The following is a 17,455-nucleotide window of genomic DNA, read 5'->3' as shown; positions in this document are numbered from 1 at the left end:
AACCACAGGATATTCATGATGAAACTCGCGAAGCGCGTCGAGGCGCTGCCTCCTTACCTGTTTGCTGAGATCTCCAAGAGGATCGCCGCCAAGCGCGCCGAAGGTGTCGACATCGTCACCTTCGGGATCGGCGACCCGGATCTCCCGACTCCCCGTCACATCCTCGACGCGCTTCATCAGGCGGCCGAAGAGCCGGTCAACCACCGGTATCCGGAATCCGAGGGCCTGCCCGAACTGCGGCAGTCGATCTCCGATTGGTATGAACGCCGCTTCGAAGTGAAGTTCGACCCGCAGAAGGAAACCCTTCCGCTCATCGGCTCAAAAGAGGGCATCGGCCACATCGCTCTCTGCTTCATCGATCCGGGCGATATCGCCCTTGTTCCCGACCCCGGCTACCCGGTTTACGAGGTCGGCACGATGTTCGCCGGCGGGACCAGCTACAAGCTCGACTGCACGCGCGAAAGCGGTTGGAAGCCTGACTTCGAGAGGATCCCGGCCGATGTTGCCGAGAAGGCGAAGCTCATCTGGCTGAACTACCCGAACAATCCCACAGGCGCTGTCGCGGACTTCGACTTTTTCGAACGCGCTATCCACTGGGCGAAGAAGTACGACGTCGCCATCCTCCACGACAACCCTTACTGTGACGTCGCCTACGACGGGTACAACCCGATCAGCATCTTCCAGGTGCCTGGCGCGCGCGATGTCGCCGTCGAGTTCAACTCTTGGTCGAAGATCTACAACATGACTGGCTGGCGGATTGGTATGGTCGTCGGCAACCCCGAGATGATCGACGCCCTGATGCGGGTGAAGTCGAATATTGACAGCGGCATCCCCCAGGCCATCCAGAAGATGGCTATCGAAGCCGTGTACGGCCCGCAGGACTGCATCGACGAACACAACGCCATCTACCAGCGCCGCCGCGACCGCATGGTCGAGGTGCTGCGCAAGGCTGGTCTCGATGTTGACACTCCGAAGGCATCCCTCTACGTCTGGGCGAAGCTTCCCGCTGGTATCACCAGCGCCGAATACGCCGCCAGGCTCATCGATGAAACCGGCGTGGTCGTCACCCCGGGCCGTGGCTATGGCCTGAACGGCGAAGGCTACATCCGCCTGAGCGTGACAACACCCGATGACCGGATGGAAGAAGGGCTCCGCCGGATTGAGGCCTGGGCCGCGAAGTAGACGCGCGGAGACGCCGCCCCGGCCGCTGCCTCTGGTATGATCTGGACGTGACGAACGAATTCACGGCGATTGTTGAACCGGCCGAAGAAGGTGGCTTCTGGGCGTTCTGCCTCGAGGTTCCCGGTGCCAATGGCCAGGGCGACACAATCGAGGAGACGGTCGAAAACCTTCGCGAAGGCATAGAATTGATGCTGGCCTACCTCCGTGAGGAGCGCTCCGCTGAGGTGTCCCCTGCGGCGGAGCGGAGAGTTGTGACCATTCCAGGTTGAAACGCGTCAACCTCGTCCGTCACCTGACCCAACACGGATGCATACTCTTGCGCGAAGGGGCGAGCCACTCGATCTGGTGGAATCCCGACACCGGTCAGCGGGAACAGATCCCGCGCCACAACGAAGTGAAGGATCGGCTCGCTCAGAAAATCTGCCGCGGCCTCTCCGTACCGCCACCCACTGGATAGCTATGCCCTCGAAGTTTCACTCCACCGCACCGATCGCCGACCGAGCATTCCTCGTCGCCGCTGACCTCCCGAAGGCGCTGCTTCCGGCCGAGGAGTCCTTGGGCGAACTTGCAGAACTGGCGAAGACCGCGGGCGCCGCCGTCGCCGGGTCGACCACCCAGAAGCTCGAACACCCGAACGTGGCGACCTATGTCGGCAGCGGCAAGGTGGAGGAGATCAACGAAGCCCACAAGAGGCTGGACTGCAACGTCGTCATCTTCGACGACGAGCTCTCACCATCGCAGCAGCGCAACCTCGAACGAGCGCTCGGCGTGAAGGTCATCGACCGGACAGCGCTCATCCTCGACATCTTTGCGACTCGCGCCCAGACGCGGGAGGGCCGCCTCCAGGTAGAGCTCGCACAGATGCAATACCTGCTCCCCAGGCTTGCCGGACAGTGGTCTCACCTTGAACGAATGGAAGGCGCGATCGGCACCCGCGGTCCGGGTGAAACACAGATCGAAACCGACCGCCGGCTCATCAACGCCCGCATCGCGAAGCTGCGGCGCGACCTCAAGGAAGTGAGCACGCAGCGCGAACTCTACCGCCGCCGCCGGGCACGAAATAACGTTCCAGTCGTGGCTCTGGTCGGCTACACCAACGCGGGAAAGTCCACGCTCATGCGCGCACTCTCCGGGGCGGACGTCCTCGCCGAGGACAGGCTCTTCGCCACCCTCGACCCCGTGACCCGCCGCCTCGGACTCCCCTCGGGCGAGGTCATCCTCCTCACGGACACCGTAGGGTTCATCCAGAAACTGCCGACGCAGCTGGTCGCAGCGTTCCGAGCGACCCTCGAGGAGCTCGAAGAAGCCGACTTGTTGCTTCATGTCATCGATATCTCTCACCAGAACGCCTTCGAACACGCCGAAACCGTCGATTCGACGCTCCGCGAACTCGGTGTTGGTGAGAAACCGACACTTCTTGCCCTGAACAAGGTCGACTTGCTGACCAACGAAGACGGCGAGCAAGTAGCCGACTTCGATGAGGCGCGCGCCATTATCCTTGGGGCCGGAGCTCCTCCGGGGAATGTCGTCATCATTTCGGCCGCCAGCCGTTGGGGGCTCGACAATCTCCGCCGCCGCATCGAGGCGGCTCTCGATGGCGATATCGAGACGGGCGAGGCCGGGATCGGCGAACTCGTCGGTCGCGCCGTTTGAACGGCGCCGGACGAACCGGTACAACACCCCTATGACGCAAGAAAGCCCGCCCGTCCCGCTCGAGCACGGAGACGGACCACTTACGGGTTACCGTGTGCTCGATTTGGCCGACGAGAAGGGACAACTATGTGCCCGGTTACTCGCTGAACTTGGCGCCGACGTCATCAAGATAGAACCGCCGCGGGAGGGCGACCCAACCCGTGCGAACGGGCCGTTTTTCAAAGGCGAGCAGGGCCCGAACACCAGCCTCTACTGGTGGGCGATGAACGCCGGAAAACGTTCGATCACCCTCCAGCTCAGGCTCGAAGCCGGGCGCGAGATCCTCCGGAAGCTCATCGCCTCGGCTGACATCATCGTCGAGACGCGCGCCCCCGGGGAGTCGGCGGCACTGGGACTGGATTACGCCAGTGTGTCCGCCGCGAACCCGGCCGCGATCCTCGTGAGCATCACCAATTTCGGCCAGACAGGCCCCTACGCGAACTGGGCGGCGACCGACATCGTCGCTTCCGCGATGGGCGGCCACATGCACCTGAACGGCGACGACGAGCACGGACCTGTCCGGACGACCGCTCCCCAGGCATTCGCCCAGGTGAATGCCCAGGCGGCAACCGGCGCGATGGTCGCTCTGTATGCTCGCGCCGTGAACGCGGGCGTCGGACAGCACGTGGACGTTTCCATGCAGGAGGCCATGGCCAACGCCATGGATCACGCCCAACAGACCTGGGACATCCGCCATGTCAACACCTACGGTCCCGGCGTCGGCCGCCAGACAGCTGGCGTCCGCAGCGGCAGGTATCTCTTCGAAACCGCGGACGGTTGGATCACCGCCCTGGCTGTCGGCGGGCTCATCGGGCTGCGGGCGGATGCCGCTATCGATTGGCTCGCCGAGTCTGGCGAAGCCCGGGACCTTGCCCTGCCGGCCTGGCGCAAGAAACTCACGGCAACGGAGCCCCTCGCCGCCGAGGAGCGTGCCTACGTCGAAGAGACGCTGTCGGCCTTCTGCAAACCGAGGAAGAAAGAGGCGCTCGTCGCCGAAGCCCAGAACCGTGGTTTCGGCTGGGCGCCTGTCTTCAGTCCCGGCGAAATCGTGGAAAGCAGGCAACTCGCCGACCGCGAATACTGGGTGCGTGTCGCCCACGACGACATCGGTGAATCCTTCATCTATCCCGGTGCGCCCTACAGGCTGAGTGAAACACCGTGGCGGCAACGCGGCCGCGCTCCTCACATCGGCGAACATAACGAACAGGTCTACTCCGGCCTGCTCGGTATCGACGCTGCGGAGCTTCGCCGATTGAAGCTAAAGATGGTGGTGTAGCGATGGCCCAGCAAGCACGAAAGAAGCCTTTTGAAGGCCTGCGCGTCGCCGATTTCGCATGGGTGGGCGTTGGCCCAACCGTCTCGAAGTACCTGGCCGACCACGGCGCCGAAGTCATTCGAATTGAGTCGAGCACCTACCCCGAGGCGCTTCGCCGCGTGGGTCCCTTCGTGAACGACACGCCGAACATCGATGGCTCCGGTTACTACGCCAACTTCAATTCCTCCAAGCTCTGCATGTCGGTGAATTTCAAGCACCCGCGCGGCCCGGAACTCGTCAGGCGGCTGGTGGCGAAGTGCGATGTCGTGACCGAGTCTTACACGCCGGGGACGATGGCCCGGTTCGGGTTCGACTACGAGAGCCTCAGCGCGGGCCGGGACGACCTGTTGATGGTCTCGATGCCGCTCTATGGCCAGACCGGGCCGTGGGCGAACTACATGGGCTACGGCCATGTGCTTCAGGCGGCGTCCGGCTTCAACCACCTCACCGGATGGGAAGACGGCCCTCCGATTGGCACCGGAATCGCCTACACAGATTTCCTCGTGCCGCACTTCGCGGCCGTCGCCGTGATCGCCGCGTTGGACTACCGGCGCCGGACCGGAAAGGGTCAGTTCATCGACTTCAGCCAGCTCGAAGCCGGTGTCCACGGGCTCGGCACGGCGATCCTGGATTGGACCGCAAACGGGCACGAACAGATTCGCCTCGGTAACCACGACATGGAAGCTGCCCCCCACAACGCCTACCGCTGCCGCGATGGTCGCTGGGTGGCTGTCGCCTGTGCAACAGAAAAGCACTGGGAGGGCCTCAAGGCCGCTCTCGGCCGCCCCGAGTGGTGCGACATGGATCGCATGCGCCGCCGCTGGCAACGCCTCAACGAACAGAAGGAAATCGACCGGCACCTCGGCTACTGGTTCGAGGACTACACCAGGGCGGAGACGGAAGAAGAATTCCAGACTGAGGAAGGCGTGGAAGGCCCACCGGTGCGCAAGTTCACGACGAAACAGGTGGTGGAACTGTTCCAGTCTTTCGGCGTCCCCTGCGGCATCGTCCAATCAGCCGAAGAGATGCACGCCGACCCCCAGCTCGCGCACCGTCACCACTATTGGAAGCTCGAACACCCGTACATGGGATTGCGCACCTACGACGCACCGGCATTCCGGCTTTCGGAGACACCGGGCGAGCTCACGAAGGCCGCCCCGATGCTCGGCGAAGACAACGAGTACGTCTACAAGGACCTCATCGGCGTTTCAGACGACGAGTTCGTCGAGCTCATGGCGAGCGGAGTGATGGAGTAACGCGACACCCCCACCGGGGTGAGACAACGAGCGAGCCCCGGCAGGATTGTCCTGCCGGGGCTCTCGACGTTGCTCTGACGGCGGCGAACGACCTTACGGTGCTGCTGCCGCTGCCGGGGCTGCCGCGCCGGGGACCGGCGCACCTTCCTGGATCACGAGCTTACCGATCATCTGCGTCGGGTGTGCCAGGCAGTTGAAGGCGTACTCGCCCGCCGCCGGCGTTGTGAACGTGAAAGTATCGATGCGGATTCCGCCCTTGAGTTCCGTGGTCACGTCATCGCTCGCGCAACCCGCAGTGCAACCCTTGAGCAGTGGGCCAGAGGTCTGACCCCCTGCGAAGATCTGCACGTTGTGCGGCGGCGTCTCGTCCCGGTCATCGAACTTCAAGGTGATCGCCGTGTTCGGGGGAGCGACGATCGTCGTTCCCGTGGTGAACTTCGTGTTCTTCGCAACGATCGTGTCAGACGGGGGAGCCGCGGTTGGCACCCCGCCGCCTCCCGAGCCGCCGTCAGAGAAGAGACCAACTCCCGCGCCGATCATGAACCCGCCCAGGATCACCGCGCCGAACGTGCTCACAATCGCTGCCGTGCCGAAGCGGACTGCGACTTCCTTCGTGTCGCGGACGACTTCCATGTCGAAAACCTGCACCGACCCCGGGACAACCTGCTGTTCGCTCTTCGCCAGCAAGTCGAGCAGGGTTGCGCGGGTCTCCTCATAGGTCGCCAGGCCTTCGCGGTCGGCCCACGTTGTCTCCACGAGTGCCTGGGACGGGCCAGTGCCCGAAGCCGAGACGATGACCCGGAGATCCTGGAACCCCTTAAGCCCGCGAAGCTGGTTATTCGTGTCTTCAAGCTGGCTCACGATTCCGTCCGTGGCCCGGGATGCCTCGTATTGGTCCTCCGCGATCGCGAAAGTGACTACCTGCGTGTAGCGGGCCTCACCCAGTGCCGCCCCGGAAGCAGCTCGCTGCTTTGTCCGCCGATCGTCCCAGACCCAGCCAACCATCGCGAACAGCGCAACGACGATCGCCGCGCCGAGCAGTGGCGCCGCGAAGGCCGCGTCCTGGTCCCGCGTGTAGAACAGCAAGGCTGCACCGAGCAGCAGTGCCCCGATGCCCGCCGCGACCGGCCAGAGCGTGGAGTCGGCTTGGGAGCTGTCGCCGTGGGTGGCGTGTCCGTTATCTGAATGATCCATCGGGTCGCGTGTCTCCTCGAAGGCCCAATTTGACGGTGTATTAGCGTAGTAAACAACGCCAGCCCGGCAGCGTCGACGAAGCACCGGTGAGACGCCCGCGCGCCGATGGGCGGCTCAATCCCGATTGTGAACGGCGTCGCAATCGGAGTTATAGGACGGGGTATAAACCCTGTCAAGAAACCGTCCACTCGGCCCGCGGCCTCTCGCCAGTCTGGTGTGGCAAGGTCCCTACGCGAGCACGGCCGCGTCTACGCCCATCGCCACGAACAACAATGCCAGGTAGAGCAGCGAATACTTGTACAGGTCGATGGGTCGCGTGCTTGCGGGCTTTCGCCAGAGCCTGGCGGCCATCGCCACGAAGGCTGCGCCGGTCGCAAGGGCCGTCGCGTAGTAGATGAAGCTCAGGTCGCCCGCCGGGCCAAGCAGGAGCGAGACAACGACAAGCACAACGCTGTATCGCAGGATCTGCGTGCGCGTGTAGCCTGCGCCGTTGGTCACCGGCAGCATCGGCACCCCTGCTTCTGCGTAGTCGCCTTCGAGCCGCAGCGCGAGTGCCCAGAAGTGCGGCGGCGTCCAGAAGAAGATGATGGCGAACATCATCCATGCGGCCACCGACATCTCACCGGTGACGGCCGCCCAACCGACCATCGGCGGGAAAGCGCCGGCGGCGCCGCCGATGACGATGTTCTGGGGCGTCCGGCGCTTCAGCCAAACGGTGTAAATAAAAACATAGAAAAGCAGTGCGGCCAGGGCGAGTGCCGCCGCCATGAGCGTCGTGGTAACCCAGAGAAAGCCGAATGCGAACGCCCCGAGGGCGATCCCAAAGATGAGGCCGTGAAGCGGTTCGATTTCACCGGTAACCAGCGGGCGAGATTGCGTGCGGCGCATCACGCCGTCGATATCCCGGTCGTACCAGCAGTTGATCGCGTTCGCCCCGCCCGCGGAGAGCGAACCTCCGATCAGTGTTGCCAGCACCAGCCAGGACGACGGCCAACCTCGCTCGGCCACGACCATCGCCGGCACGGTCGTGATCAACAGCAGGGCGATGATCATGGGCTTCGTGAGCGAGATGTAGTTGCGGATAGTCGTGCCGATGTCGGGCCGGGCAATGGCCATGGCTTCAGCGGTCATGCGGGCGCTCCGGCTTTCGTTAGGGGCGTGGGGACGCGGGCGACAGCCGGCGAGTAATACGCCAGCGCAACCGCGCCTGAGAGCGTAAACCAGATCGATGCCGCGATCACCGTGTGCGAAATCGTCAGCGGGTCCGGGAAGGTGTACCAGACGTTCAGGGCGCCGACGATCACCTGCGCCGTGTAAAGCACGCCTGCGAGAGCCGCGACCGCTCCAGCCCACCGGACTTCCTCCCGCCTGCGCCAGGCGGTGACCACCAGCGGCACGATCAAGAACGCAAACGCTCCGGCGAGGTACCGGTGTGCCATGTGGACGACCTCGTGGTCATCGGAGGCGGGAAGGATGGAGCCATTGCAGAGCGGCCAGCCCTCGCAAGAAGTGGCCGCGCCACTCTCCGTCATGTATCCGCCAATCCAGAGCACGAACGCCATCCAAACGATGGAAACGAGCGCAAGCTTTCCGATGGCGCTCGCTCCGGGCCGACTGCCGAGACTGGCGCCCTGCGTCGCTGGATCCTCCACGTACATGGCGATCGCCACAGCGATCTCGCAACTCAGCACGATCATGGCGGTGAGCAGGTGCGTCGCGACGATTTCTGGCGGGAGTTCGCGGACGACCGTGATCGCGCCCAGGAGGCCCTGCAGCCCAACAAGCGGGACCGTCAGCGTGGCGACCCAGACGATGAATGGCACATGGCGGTAGTACTTCCATGCGCAAATCGCTACCCCGATGACCAGGAAACCCACCAGCATCGCGACGAAGCGGTGCGAGAACTCGATCCATGATTCCTGGTGGCTGGGTGGCACGGCCCCGCCGTGGCAGAGTGGCCAATCGGGACAACCGAGGCCCGAACCGGTCGCGCGCACCAGCACGCCAACGCCCACGAGGACGAGTGTCGAAAGGGCGGTAACGACCGCCAGCCGTCGTGCGAAAACCATCGGGGGAGTGCTGTGCCTTTCCGGCGGAGGCGCCAGTACGTGCTCGAACGGAGAGGCGGTCCCACGCCTGTCCTAACTTCCAGAGGAAAGGTTGCCATTGCCGCGTTGGGAGGGCAAGGCGAACGGCTGGGAAGGAAAGAAGCGGCGTGCCGATCCGCTCCGCCTAAAAGCCCTGTGTCCCGTCCAGCCAGCGCAGCCCATCCACGAGCACGCCGCCCACCGCCATCTCCCAGTGCAGGTGCGGTCCGCTCGAAAGGCCGGTGGAACCTACCAGCCCGACAACATCTCCCCGCTCCACCGTGTCACCGACCGTTACGCGTAGCGCCGACTGATGGCCGTAACTGCTGAGAACCCCCGCGCCATGGTCGATGACCACGAGGTTTCCGCGATAGAGCCCTTCTTCCGCGAAGACGACGATGCCACGGTTTGTCGCGCGAATTGGCGTGCCTGCGGGCGCCGCGATATCCGTCCCGCCATGATGCCCGCCGCGGGGACCCCCATTGAACGACCGTTCTTCCCCGAAGTAGCCGCTTACCCAGACGTCCCCGCCGAGTTCGAGGGGGATCTGCCAAGAACCCTCCCACTGGCGCGTGGTGACGATCGCATAGAGATCCTTCAACCGCTGCGTCTCGTCGGGAGGCGGCGGCGGAGGTGGTGGGGCGTTCGGGTCGGGCGGTGGGGCTGGGGGCAGGTAGATATCGTCGAACGTCCACTGGGTCTTGCGCACGGTGAGGTCGTACGAGTAGTCGAGCTGTTCCTCCAACGTGCCGACGACATGGACCGAAAGCCTCGCCGGTCCGGCCGGGTCTTCCGTCCCGAAGCCGACAAACCCGGAAAGCCCTTCCGGTCCCATCGCAAGCGTGTACTGCCGTCCGAACACATGGGCGCTCCCAGCGACTGCGTTGATGGCACTCACGAGGATCGCTCCACCCTGGTACGGGCTGAACTGCGAGACCGAAATCGTTGGAAAGAGCCCGTCGTTGCTGATGTTCGGCGCGAGCAGGCGATACGGGAGTCCCGATTCAGCCGCCCTCACCGGCGTGCCCGCCGGCGAACCGCCTTCGCCGAGGGCGAGGCGAACCCGGCTGCGCCCGAGGGTCCCCAGGACCACAACTCCGGATGCTCCGGCGATGAAACGCCGCCGCGTCAGCATTGGGTCACGGTAGCCCGTCGCAGACTCCCGGTCATGCAAGATTGTGTAAAAACCGTTAGATGGGGTCCCGCAAGGCGCGCCGGGCAGCGTCGCGGGCGGCATCGACCACCGCCAGCACCCTTTTCGGGTCGGGTATGCCATCCAGCACGAAGTTGGGGACCTCCCCGGCCGTCTGGCAGCGCACGTCGCCGAAGTTGAGCATTGTGTGGAGGATGCCTTCGCGGACGACGCGCATGTCCTGGACATCGACCAGGTCGGCCGAGGCCATCTCATGGTGGAACCAGTGCCGCTTGATCGAGTCCACCAGCCGCTGGTTCGTTACCGCCCAGATGTCGTTCTGGTAGCGATACCAGTGGAAGTAACCCCTCACGCCCCAGTAGCCGGCCCAGGCAATCAGCGCCGCCGCGATACCCTTCCCCGCGAGTCCGTCGAAGCCGACGGTTGAGAGCACAAGGAGCACGAGCCCGATGGTGCCCACGATGCCCGAGAGGATGACGACGGCGAGGTATCCGTAGAAGAACAGCCAATGGCGCCGGGCGAAGAGCAGCACGACCTCATCCGACTGAAGCTCGAAGGGAAGCTTCGGCGTCGGCCGCCCGGCTGGCGACGGAGGCGGGATGTCGGGCTGCTCCGTCACGGCTGGCCCGTCACCGCGCGTGGCGACACATTCGCCTCGGCGAACAGGGCTGGCTCAGCCACCGAATCCCGCGCCTTCAAGTGGCGATCGCGCCTCGGTGCGCATCCGCTTAAGGAGCCGGTTCGACACCGGCCGCGCGTCGGGATGCGTGCCGCCGTTGCGCTCGGTGGCTTCCCGCCAGGCGGCCGCCCGCCGGTTCGCCTCGGCCGGGTCGTCCAGCTCCTTGCAGTCGATCCGGTCCTGGTTGATGTCGATGGTTATCGTGTCGCCATCCTGCAGGAGCGCGATCGGCCCGCCCTGGATTGCCTCGGGCGAAACGTGTCCGATGACGAGCCCGACCGAGCCGCCGGAGAACCGGCCGTCGGTCATTAGCGCGATCGTGATGCCCTGCTGCCGGCACAGCGTCGTGATCCGGGAGGTGGGGTCGAGCATTTCGGGCATCCCCGGGGCGCCGCGAGGCCCTTCATAGCGCACCACCACCATGTCGCGGTCGAGGAAGGTCTCGGGAGCCGCGCCCAATGTCTCGAGGAGGGCCGCTTCGCTGTTGAAAACGCGCGCGCGGCCAACGAACTTCCCGTCTTCGAGCCCGCCTTCGACGCCCGCGACCTTGATGACGGCGCCGCCGCCCGGTGCGATGTTGCCGTGGAGCAAACGAAGGCCGCCCGTCGGCTTGTACGGAGTCTTCACCGAATGCAGCACGTCCTCGTCGGGCGCATCCGGCGCGAGCCGCGCGACCTGCTCTGCGAGCGTCTCGCCCGTGCACGTCAGGCAGCTTCCCTCGAGGAACCCGGCCTCGAGCAGGTCTTTCACGACGACCTGGAGCCCGCCCCGGTCTTCGACGTCCTCCATATAGAAGCGGCCGAACGGCTTGACATCGGCCACAACCGGGACTCGCCGCGAGAGATCGTTGAACTCGGCCTCGGTGATCACCTCGCGCCAGAGGTCGATGCCGGCTGCACGCGCGACTTCGACGCTGTGCAGCACGACGTTCGTCGACCCGCCGAGCGCAATCGCGACGGTCAGGGCGTTCCGCAACGAGGCTGCCGTCACGATGTCGCGGGGCCGGATGCCCCGTTCGGTCATCGTCGTCAGACAGTCGACCAGCTGCTGCGGGAATTCCTGCACGCGCCGCGGGTCCTCGGCGGTAGGCGCCACCATGCTCAGCGGTTCCATCCCGAGGACGGCGATGAACGACTGCATCGTGTTGTAGGTGTACATCGCCGCACAGCTGCCATACCCGGGGCACCCGTGCATGGCATAGCGAGTCCGCTTCTCGTCGCTAGGGTCGGCGGCCACCTGGAACGCCGAAACGAGGTCGATCCGTTCGCCGGTCTCGGGATCGTGTCCCGGCATGATCGACCCATCCGAGAGCAGCACGGCCGGCTCGTTGTGCTCCAGCACCGCCGCCAGCGTCCCGACCGGCGGCTTGTCGCAGGCGACGACCGCGATCACGCCCTTCACGGCGTTGGCGCTCAGATGCAACGTGACCGAGTCGTGCACCACTTCGCGCCCGATGAGCGAATAGGGCATGCGGTCCGTGCCGTTCAGCTGGCCATCGGAGACGCCGATCGTGTATGCAGGCGCGATCAGCCGCACGGCCAGGTCGTCTTTCGCAATCCGATCGGACATTGCCTGGTGGACCGCTTCGACCTTGGCGTTGACGCCGATGTAGCACTGGCTGTCGCCCAGGTTGCCAATGACGCCCCATACGGGATCGTAGATCTTCGTCGGGTCCTGTCCGAGGACGCGCGCGGTCCCGACGCGCTGCACGTCACGCCCCGGATTCCGGGAGACGAAAGGCTGTTTGGAGGAGTTGCTCATGGAAAGAGCATGTTCGGCCATGCGGCCCGCCGTATCAAATGCCCGGCCCGAGGTTTCGCCTCGGAGTCCCGCTTCGCGGGGTGGGTTGTTGAGAGAAACTCGCACGGCGTATCCTCTTTCGAGGAGCTGCCAATGCGACGCACCAGTTTTGCCGACATGCCATGCTCGGTCGCCCGCACCCTCGAGGTCGTGGGGGAGTGGTGGACGATGCTCGTCATCCGCGAGGCGTTCAGCGGCGTCCGCCGCTTCGATGACTTCCAGGGCAACCTGGGAATTGCGCGGAACGTGCTGGCCGCCAGGCTCCAGAGCCTTGTCGACAACGAGGTGCTCGAGCGTCGCCAGTACCAGGATCGACCGCCCCGCTGCGAATACCGGCTCACCCAAAAGGGCCGGGACCTCTACCCGGTGCTCATCGCCATGCTCACCTGGGGCGACAAGTGGATGGCTGGCGAGTCCGGGCCACCGTTGAAGCTCACCCACGAGTGTGGTCACGCGCCTGAGGCCGAATTGGTCTGCGCCCACTGCCGGGAAACCCTCGATGCCCGTCAGGTCAAAGCGGAGTACGTCGTCCCCCGGCGCTAAACGTCCCCTACACCATCGGCCACGGATAGTGACGCGCTTGCCCGGGCACCGGGTAACGCTTGTCCCGGAGCAAGCGTTCGATGCGGTGAAGCATGGCCGTGCTTTCGTGCTCGTGGAGGAGCGCCAGCAGCGGCGCCGCTTCGTCGCTCTCGGCCGCGATGGCCAGCCCGGCCGTTTCGATGTCTGCCAGCAACGGCGCCGGGATCTCGTCGCCCGCCCATTCCCAGATGACCGACCGGAGCTTGTGCGCGGGGTGGAAGCAAAGCCCATGGTCAATGCCCCAGATGTGGCCATTCGCATCCAGCAGGCAATGGCCACCTTTGCGGTCGGCGTTGTTGGCCACGGCGTCGAAGGCGCACATGCGCATTAACTGCGGGAGCAACTCCTCCCGCTCCCGCTGGACGAAGAAATGCTCTTCCGGGTCATGTGGCATGAACATCTGGAGCGACCCGACGCCGTGCGGTCCGTCGCGTACTACCGTCGGCGGTACGAAGTCCCAGCGGAGCAGCTTTGCCAGTTCGTACGCGGCCGCTTCGTGCTTGTAGAGGTGACCATCGGGGAAGTCCCACAGTGCGGACTCACCCTTGTGCGGCTTGTAGATCGCCGCGAACTGCTGATCATCCGCACAGACCTGGGCCAGGTAGACGTAGTTGGAGGAGTACCAGACCGGCCGGCAATCGAGGAACGTTGCTTCGCGGAGAAGCCGTTCGGCGCCGGCGAAATCGACCTCGGTGCCCATTCCTCTGAGCTTACCAGAGGGAACCTCGCCGGTTCTGGCACCGCTCACGGTAGAATCTCCGCCATGTACCCACTTGAACACGATGAACTTGCGGCCGAACTCGGCGAACTGCTCGTTGCCCGAGGCGAAAAGGTCGGCGTCTCGGAGACCACCGCGGGCGGCCTCATCAGCGCGCGCATGTTGAGCGTCCCGGGCGCTTCGCGCTGGTTCGATGGCGGGATCGTTCCCTACGCCGGCGCCCAGCGCTGGGAACAACTCGGCCTGGACCGCGAGATTGCCCGCGAACACGGCGCTGTCAGCCCTCAATGGGTGGCCGCCACCGCCGAAGGGTTGAAGCGCGCGATGGGGCCGGCATGGACGGTCGCCGAAAGTGGCATCGCCGGGCCCCAGGGCAGCCGAAGGTCGCCCAAGCCTGTCGGCTCCGTCGCCATCGCCTGCGCAGGTCCGCACGGGACCGTCACGGAAGAGCATGTCTTCCCCGGAACCCGGGCCGAAGTGATGGTGCACATCAGCCAGCGAGTGCTCCAGCTGCTCATCGAGCAGGTAGGGGCGGCGGGGTAGTGCCAGGCCACGAGGACTTCGCGAACCTCATCCCCGATGTCGTCGGCCGTTTCGGCCTCTGGCCGCTCGGCGAGCCGATCCCGGTGACCAGCGGTACGCTCAATTGGAACTTCGCCGTCGAAACCGATGGCGGGCGCAAGTTCGTCCGGCGCTATCGCGACGACCTGCTCCTCGACAGGATCCGCGGCGAACACGCACTCGTCGTTTGGCTCGCCGATCGAGGCGTCCCCGTACCGGTTCCCGCACAGACGCCGGCCGATGAGTCGATTATCCAGATGGTCGGGCGGTGGGCGGTCTTCGATTGGGTTGAAGGCGAGGTGCTGCCCCGCGGCAGTCTCACCCCCTCGCAAGCGCGGACCCTTGGCATGGCCCACGGGCGCATCCAGTCGCTGCTCGCGGGACACCCGTTGAGCGCCGGCGCGACGATGCAGATGCATTGGGACAAGGCGGAGTCTCTCGCCCTGCTCCAGCAGGTGCGGACGGTCGCCCCGCGTTCCGGCGCGGAAACCTGGGTGCTGGGGGCCCTGGCGACGCAGCAAGCGCTGTTGGAAGCCATGGACGTCGCTCCGCCCAAGTCGTTTCAGTCTCTGCCGGCCCAGGTGCTTCACGGTGATTTCCATGATCACCAGGTGCTCTGGGAAGGAGATGCCATCGCCGCCGTTGCCGACTGGGAACTCTGGCACACAGACCCGCGCGTCTGGGAGGTCATCCGCTCGCTGTCGTTCTCGCAGCTCCTGGACACGCCCCTGCTGGAGGAGTACCTCGCCGGCTATCGTGAACACGTCAGCCTCTCGGAAGGCGAATGCCGGCTCGGGCTCAGGCTCTGGTGGCAGAGCCGGGTCGTAGGACTGTGGGCGTGGTCCGCCTATTTCCTGCAGGGGAACACGCGGGTCGCGAAGTTCCTCCCGGCCATGGCCGAGGAGTTGGGACGCGTTGCGGATGAGGCGTGGAAAGCCAGGATCGAGGAGCGGTTCGTGCGAGCGGCGACAGGATAGGCCGGGCTGCCGGGCAACCTTTCGCGCGCCGGAAAGCTGCTGGCGTGTCGAATTCCGGTCCGAGCGTTCGTCCACATCGCGAAGAAGGGGCCACCGGCCTGACCCAAAGACCGCCACAGGAGAAGACATGACGCAGTACCTGGTTTCCATCCACCGTCCTGACGATTACGACCCGTCCGTCGCAGAGGACGAGGCGATGTCCCGCGATATCGACGCGCTCAACGCCGAGATGAAGGTCGCCGGAGTCAGGGTTTTCGTTGGCGGCTTGCAACCTGCCAGCAGCGCGAAGTCGCTCCGGGCCACGGCAAACGGTACGGTGCTCGTTACCGACGGGCCGTACCTGGAGACCATGGAACACGTTGGCGGGTTGTGGTTGCTGGAGGCTGCTGACCTTGAGGAGGCGCTGGCGTGGGCCCGCAAGGCCGCTGTCGCCTGCAGAGCGCCAGTCGAGGTGCGCCGATTCAACTGACGAAGGCCCCGAAGGCACCAACCGAGCGGCCTATCCGCCAGGCTGGGGTGCACGCACCATACGTCTGACTGCGCCTCTGAGAGCCGTTTCCGAGAACCGGCCCGGCGCTTTGCGTTGGGGGCGAGACAGTGAAGCACAAGTTGCCGCGGGGCCCCGGTATCAGTCGTTCCGGACCCACCTGTCAGTTGTCGGCACTGGGGCTACTCGATTCGCGCCCGGTATTGGATCGCCTCCGCCATATGCGGCGTTTCGATGCCGTCGCTGTCCGCCAGGTCCGCGATCGTCCGCGCCACCTTTAGCAGCCGGTGAAACGCCCGCGCCGAGAGGTTCAGCCGCTCGACTGCCAGCTTCAGCACGTCGCCGGCCCCGTCTGCGAGTTGCCGTTGGGCGAAGTCGCGCACCTGCGGCGGCGTCATCTCTGCGTTGGTGTGTCCCGGCGAACCGTCGAACCTTCCCGACTGCACCTGCCGTGCTCGAGCGACACGCTCCCGCACCGCCTCCGACTTCTCGCCGCCTGATAGCCCACTGAGTTTCTCGAACGGCACGCGAGGCACATCGACGAACAGGTCGATGCGGTCCATCAGCGGACCGGAAAGCCGCCGCTGATACCGGGAGATCAGTTGGGGCGGACAGACGCACTCGCGTTCCGGGTCTCCCGCGTAGCCGCACGGACATGGGTTGAAGCTCCCGCAGAGGATGAAACTCGCCGGGAACGTGACGGCCTGTCGTGCCCGGCTGATCGTCACCGTCTTGTCTTCGATAGGCTGCCGGAGCATCTCCAGGACGCGCGGGTCGAACTCCAGCAACTCGTCCAGGAAGAGGACTCCCCGGTGGGCCAGCGTGATCTCGCCCGGGCGCGGGATCGACCCGCCTCCCACCAGCCCTGCGTTCGAAATGGTGTGGTGCGGCGCCCGGAAGGGACGGTTCGTGATCAGGCCCGTGTTCGAGGGCAGGAGCCCGGCGACGCTGTAGATGCGCGTCACCTCCATCGCCTCCGCCGTAGTCAGCGGCGGCAGTATCGAAGGCACGGCGCGCGCGAGCAGCGTCTTGCCACTCCCAGGAGGGCCCTTCAGCACGATGTTGTGTCCTCCGGCTGCCGCCACTTCGAGGGCCCGCTTCACATGCTCCTGCCCGACGATGTCCGCGAAGTCCGTGACGTTCGCCGGCGGCTCTGGCTGGCCCGCGCTGGGCTCGCGATGGTAAGCATCGATCGGCACCGCCGCGAGCAAATGCGAAGCCAGCGAGGCCAGGCTCGTGACCGGGTAGATGGCCATCGCGTCGACCAGCGCGGCTTCGGGCGCATTCTGCTCGGGCACGAAGGCGCGCTTCATCCCCCGAGCGGCGGCGAGCATCACCATCGGGAGCAGCCCACGCACCGGCCGGACCTCCCCCGTGAGCCCCAGCTCCCCGATGAACACCGCGTCCTCGACATCGGCGACGACCTGGCCCGAGGCAAGGAGAATGCCCGTGGCGATCGGGAGGTCGTAGGCCGGGCCTTCCTTGCGCAGGTCGGCCGGGGCAAGAGAAATCGTGACCTTGCTCCCGTTCGGCCAGCTCAGGCCACTGTTGCGGATGGCGGAGCGGACCCGTTCGCGTGACTCCTGGACCGCGGTATCCGGCAGACCGACCACCGTCGTCGCCGGCAGCTGCGAACGCGTGATATCGACTTCGACGTCGACCAGTTCGCCATCGAGGCCCACGACCGCACAGCTCAGGACCTTTGCGAGCACGCCGCGATTCTGGGGCGCGGCGGCAGGGGGGTCAACGTGAGGGGAACTGAGCAGCGACGG

At 65.3% G+C, this 17,455-nt stretch carries 18 protein-coding genes; 10 read left to right on the top strand and 8 right to left on the bottom strand.

All coding sequences use genetic code 11. The annotated features are described in order from the left end of the window. Positions 1-18: 18 nt before the first annotated feature. From IPG14_RS00790 to IPG14_RS00765, 6 genes are read left to right on the top strand one after another with little or no spacing between them, the layout of a single operon-like run. Positions 19-1,182, top strand: coding sequence for an LL-diaminopimelate aminotransferase (locus IPG14_RS00790; RefSeq protein ID WP_343389754.1), 1,164 nt, complete (start codon positions 19-21; stop codon positions 1,180-1,182). A 47-nt stretch (positions 1,183-1,229) separates the two neighbouring features. After that, a complete protein-coding gene (locus IPG14_RS00785; protein ID WP_343390606.1) occupies positions 1,230-1,451 on the top strand; it encodes a type II toxin-antitoxin system HicB family antitoxin in 222 nt (73 codons plus the stop codon). After that, positions 1,448-1,639: a type II toxin-antitoxin system HicA family toxin gene (locus IPG14_RS00780; RefSeq protein WP_343390605.1), complete on the top strand. Its 192-nt coding sequence runs from the start codon at positions 1,448-1,450 to the stop codon at positions 1,637-1,639. The genes IPG14_RS00785 and IPG14_RS00780 overlap by 4 nt, the downstream gene beginning before the upstream one ends. A gap of 2 nt (positions 1,640-1,641) precedes the next feature. Next, positions 1,642-2,835, top strand: coding sequence for a GTPase HflX (gene hflX / locus IPG14_RS00775; protein ID WP_343384631.1), 1,194 nt, complete (start codon positions 1,642-1,644; stop codon positions 2,833-2,835). A gap of 31 nt (positions 2,836-2,866) precedes the next feature. Then, positions 2,867-4,150 (top strand): CoA transferase, encoded by a 1,284-nt coding sequence (locus tag IPG14_RS00770; protein WP_343390604.1) that lies wholly within the window; start codon positions 2,867-2,869, stop codon positions 4,148-4,150. A 2-nt stretch (positions 4,151-4,152) separates the two neighbouring features. Next, entirely contained in the window at positions 4,153-5,445 is a 1,293-nt protein-coding gene (locus IPG14_RS00765) for a CoA transferase (RefSeq protein ID WP_343390603.1), read from the top strand. 93 nt (positions 5,446-5,538) lie between these two features. Here IPG14_RS00765 and IPG14_RS00760 read toward each other — a convergent pair whose 3' ends face one another. The 6 genes from IPG14_RS00760 to IPG14_RS00735 form a co-directional block, all read right to left on the bottom strand. Then, complete coding sequence (locus tag IPG14_RS00760) at positions 5,539-6,639, bottom strand: plastocyanin/azurin family copper-binding protein (protein ID WP_343389749.1); 1,101 nt, start codon at positions 6,637-6,639, stop codon at positions 5,539-5,541. 228 nt (positions 6,640-6,867) lie between these two features. Beyond that, entirely contained in the window at positions 6,868-7,770 is a 903-nt protein-coding gene (locus IPG14_RS00755) for a heme o synthase (protein ID WP_343384627.1), read from the bottom strand. Further along, the gene (locus IPG14_RS00750) at positions 7,767-8,708 is read right to left on the bottom strand and encodes a COX15/CtaA family protein (protein ID WP_343390602.1); all 942 of its coding nucleotides are present in this window, start codon (positions 8,706-8,708) and stop codon (positions 7,767-7,769) included. The genes IPG14_RS00755 and IPG14_RS00750 overlap by 4 nt, the downstream gene beginning before the upstream one ends. Before the next feature lie 163 nt (positions 8,709-8,871). After that, complete coding sequence (locus tag IPG14_RS00745) at positions 8,872-9,861, bottom strand: M23 family metallopeptidase (protein ID WP_343384625.1); 990 nt, start codon at positions 9,859-9,861, stop codon at positions 8,872-8,874. Between the two features lie 55 nt (positions 9,862-9,916). Then, the gene (locus IPG14_RS00740; protein WP_343390601.1) at positions 9,917-10,498 is read right to left on the bottom strand and encodes a PH domain-containing protein; all 582 of its coding nucleotides are present in this window, start codon (positions 10,496-10,498) and stop codon (positions 9,917-9,919) included. Between the two features lie 54 nt (positions 10,499-10,552). Next, positions 10,553-12,319 (bottom strand): dihydroxy-acid dehydratase, encoded by a 1,767-nt coding sequence (locus IPG14_RS00735; RefSeq protein WP_343384623.1) that lies wholly within the window; start codon positions 12,317-12,319, stop codon positions 10,553-10,555. Between the two features lie 132 nt (positions 12,320-12,451). Between IPG14_RS00735 and IPG14_RS00730 the strand changes: the two genes are divergently transcribed. Then, positions 12,452-12,901, top strand: a complete 450-nt coding sequence (locus IPG14_RS00730; RefSeq protein WP_343390600.1) for a helix-turn-helix domain-containing protein — start codon at positions 12,452-12,454, stop codon at positions 12,899-12,901. 7 nt (positions 12,902-12,908) lie between these two features. Here the strand turns inward: IPG14_RS00730 and IPG14_RS00725 are convergent, their stop codons facing one another. After that, complete coding sequence (locus tag IPG14_RS00725; RefSeq protein ID WP_343390599.1) at positions 12,909-13,640, bottom strand: hypothetical protein; 732 nt, start codon at positions 13,638-13,640, stop codon at positions 12,909-12,911. A 63-nt stretch (positions 13,641-13,703) separates the two neighbouring features. Between IPG14_RS00725 and IPG14_RS00720 the strand changes: the two genes are divergently transcribed. The 3 genes from IPG14_RS00720 to IPG14_RS00710 all read left to right on the top strand — a co-directional run bounded on the left by IPG14_RS00720 (position 13,704) and on the right by IPG14_RS00710 (position 15,665). Beyond that, the gene (locus IPG14_RS00720; protein ID WP_343384620.1) at positions 13,704-14,201 is read left to right on the top strand and encodes a CinA family protein; all 498 of its coding nucleotides are present in this window, start codon (positions 13,704-13,706) and stop codon (positions 14,199-14,201) included. Beyond that, positions 14,201-15,196 carry a phosphotransferase gene (locus tag IPG14_RS00715; protein WP_343390598.1) on the top strand — a complete coding sequence of 332 codons (996 nt, stop codon included), beginning with the start codon at positions 14,201-14,203 and terminating at the stop codon, positions 15,194-15,196. Before IPG14_RS00720 ends, IPG14_RS00715 begins: the two co-directional genes overlap by 1 nt. Before the next feature lie 127 nt (positions 15,197-15,323). Further along, positions 15,324-15,665 (top strand): YciI family protein, encoded by a 342-nt coding sequence (locus tag IPG14_RS00710; protein WP_343390597.1) that lies wholly within the window; start codon positions 15,324-15,326, stop codon positions 15,663-15,665. A gap of 200 nt (positions 15,666-15,865) precedes the next feature. Here the strand turns inward: IPG14_RS00710 and IPG14_RS00705 are convergent, their stop codons facing one another. After that, the gene (locus IPG14_RS00705; protein WP_343390596.1) at positions 15,866-17,395 is read right to left on the bottom strand and encodes a YifB family Mg chelatase-like AAA ATPase; all 1,530 of its coding nucleotides are present in this window, start codon (positions 17,393-17,395) and stop codon (positions 15,866-15,868) included. Positions 17,396-17,455: the final 60 nt, after the last annotated feature.

The organism is Candidatus Amarobacter glycogenicus (assembly GCF_016704105.1).
GTDB lineage: Bacteria > Chloroflexota > Dehalococcoidia > Tepidiformales > Tepidiformaceae > Amarobacter > Amarobacter glycogenicus.
The sequence above is the reverse complement of the archived record's forward strand: the minus strand, read 5'-3'. Positions and strand labels throughout refer to the sequence as shown.

Bases quoted from the DNA above. Each gene is read 5' to 3' on its own strand.
- IPG14_RS00790 (WP_343389754.1), top strand. From the start codon at position 19: ATGAAACTCGCGAAGCGCGTCGAGGCGCTGCCTCCTTACCTGTTTGCT.
- hflX (WP_343384631.1), top strand. From the start codon at position 1,642: ATGCCCTCGAAGTTTCACTCCACCGCACCGATCGCCGACCGAGCATTC.
- IPG14_RS00750 (WP_343390602.1), bottom strand. From the start codon at position 8,708: ATGGTTTTCGCACGACGGCTGGCGGTCGTTACCGCCCTTTCGACACTC.
- IPG14_RS00745 (WP_343384625.1), bottom strand. From the start codon at position 9,861: ATGCTGACGCGGCGGCGTTTCATCGCCGGAGCATCCGGAGTTGTGGTC.
- IPG14_RS00760 (WP_343389749.1), bottom strand. From the start codon at position 6,639: ATGGATCATTCAGATAACGGACACGCCACCCACGGCGACAGCTCCCAA.
- IPG14_RS00720 (WP_343384620.1), top strand. From the start codon at position 13,704: ATGTACCCACTTGAACACGATGAACTTGCGGCCGAACTCGGCGAACTG.
- IPG14_RS00755 (WP_343384627.1), bottom strand. From the start codon at position 7,770: ATGACCGCTGAAGCCATGGCCATTGCCCGGCCCGACATCGGCACGACT.
- IPG14_RS00770 (WP_343390604.1), top strand. From the start codon at position 2,867: ATGACGCAAGAAAGCCCGCCCGTCCCGCTCGAGCACGGAGACGGACCA.
- IPG14_RS00725 (WP_343390599.1), bottom strand. From the start codon at position 13,640: ATGGGCACCGAGGTCGATTTCGCCGGCGCCGAACGGCTTCTCCGCGAA.
- IPG14_RS00765 (WP_343390603.1), top strand. From the start codon at position 4,153: ATGGCCCAGCAAGCACGAAAGAAGCCTTTTGAAGGCCTGCGCGTCGCC.
- IPG14_RS00735 (WP_343384623.1), bottom strand. From the start codon at position 12,319: ATGAGCAACTCCTCCAAACAGCCTTTCGTCTCCCGGAATCCGGGGCGT.
- IPG14_RS00710 (WP_343390597.1), top strand. From the start codon at position 15,324: ATGACGCAGTACCTGGTTTCCATCCACCGTCCTGACGATTACGACCCG.
- IPG14_RS00730 (WP_343390600.1), top strand. From the start codon at position 12,452: ATGCGACGCACCAGTTTTGCCGACATGCCATGCTCGGTCGCCCGCACC.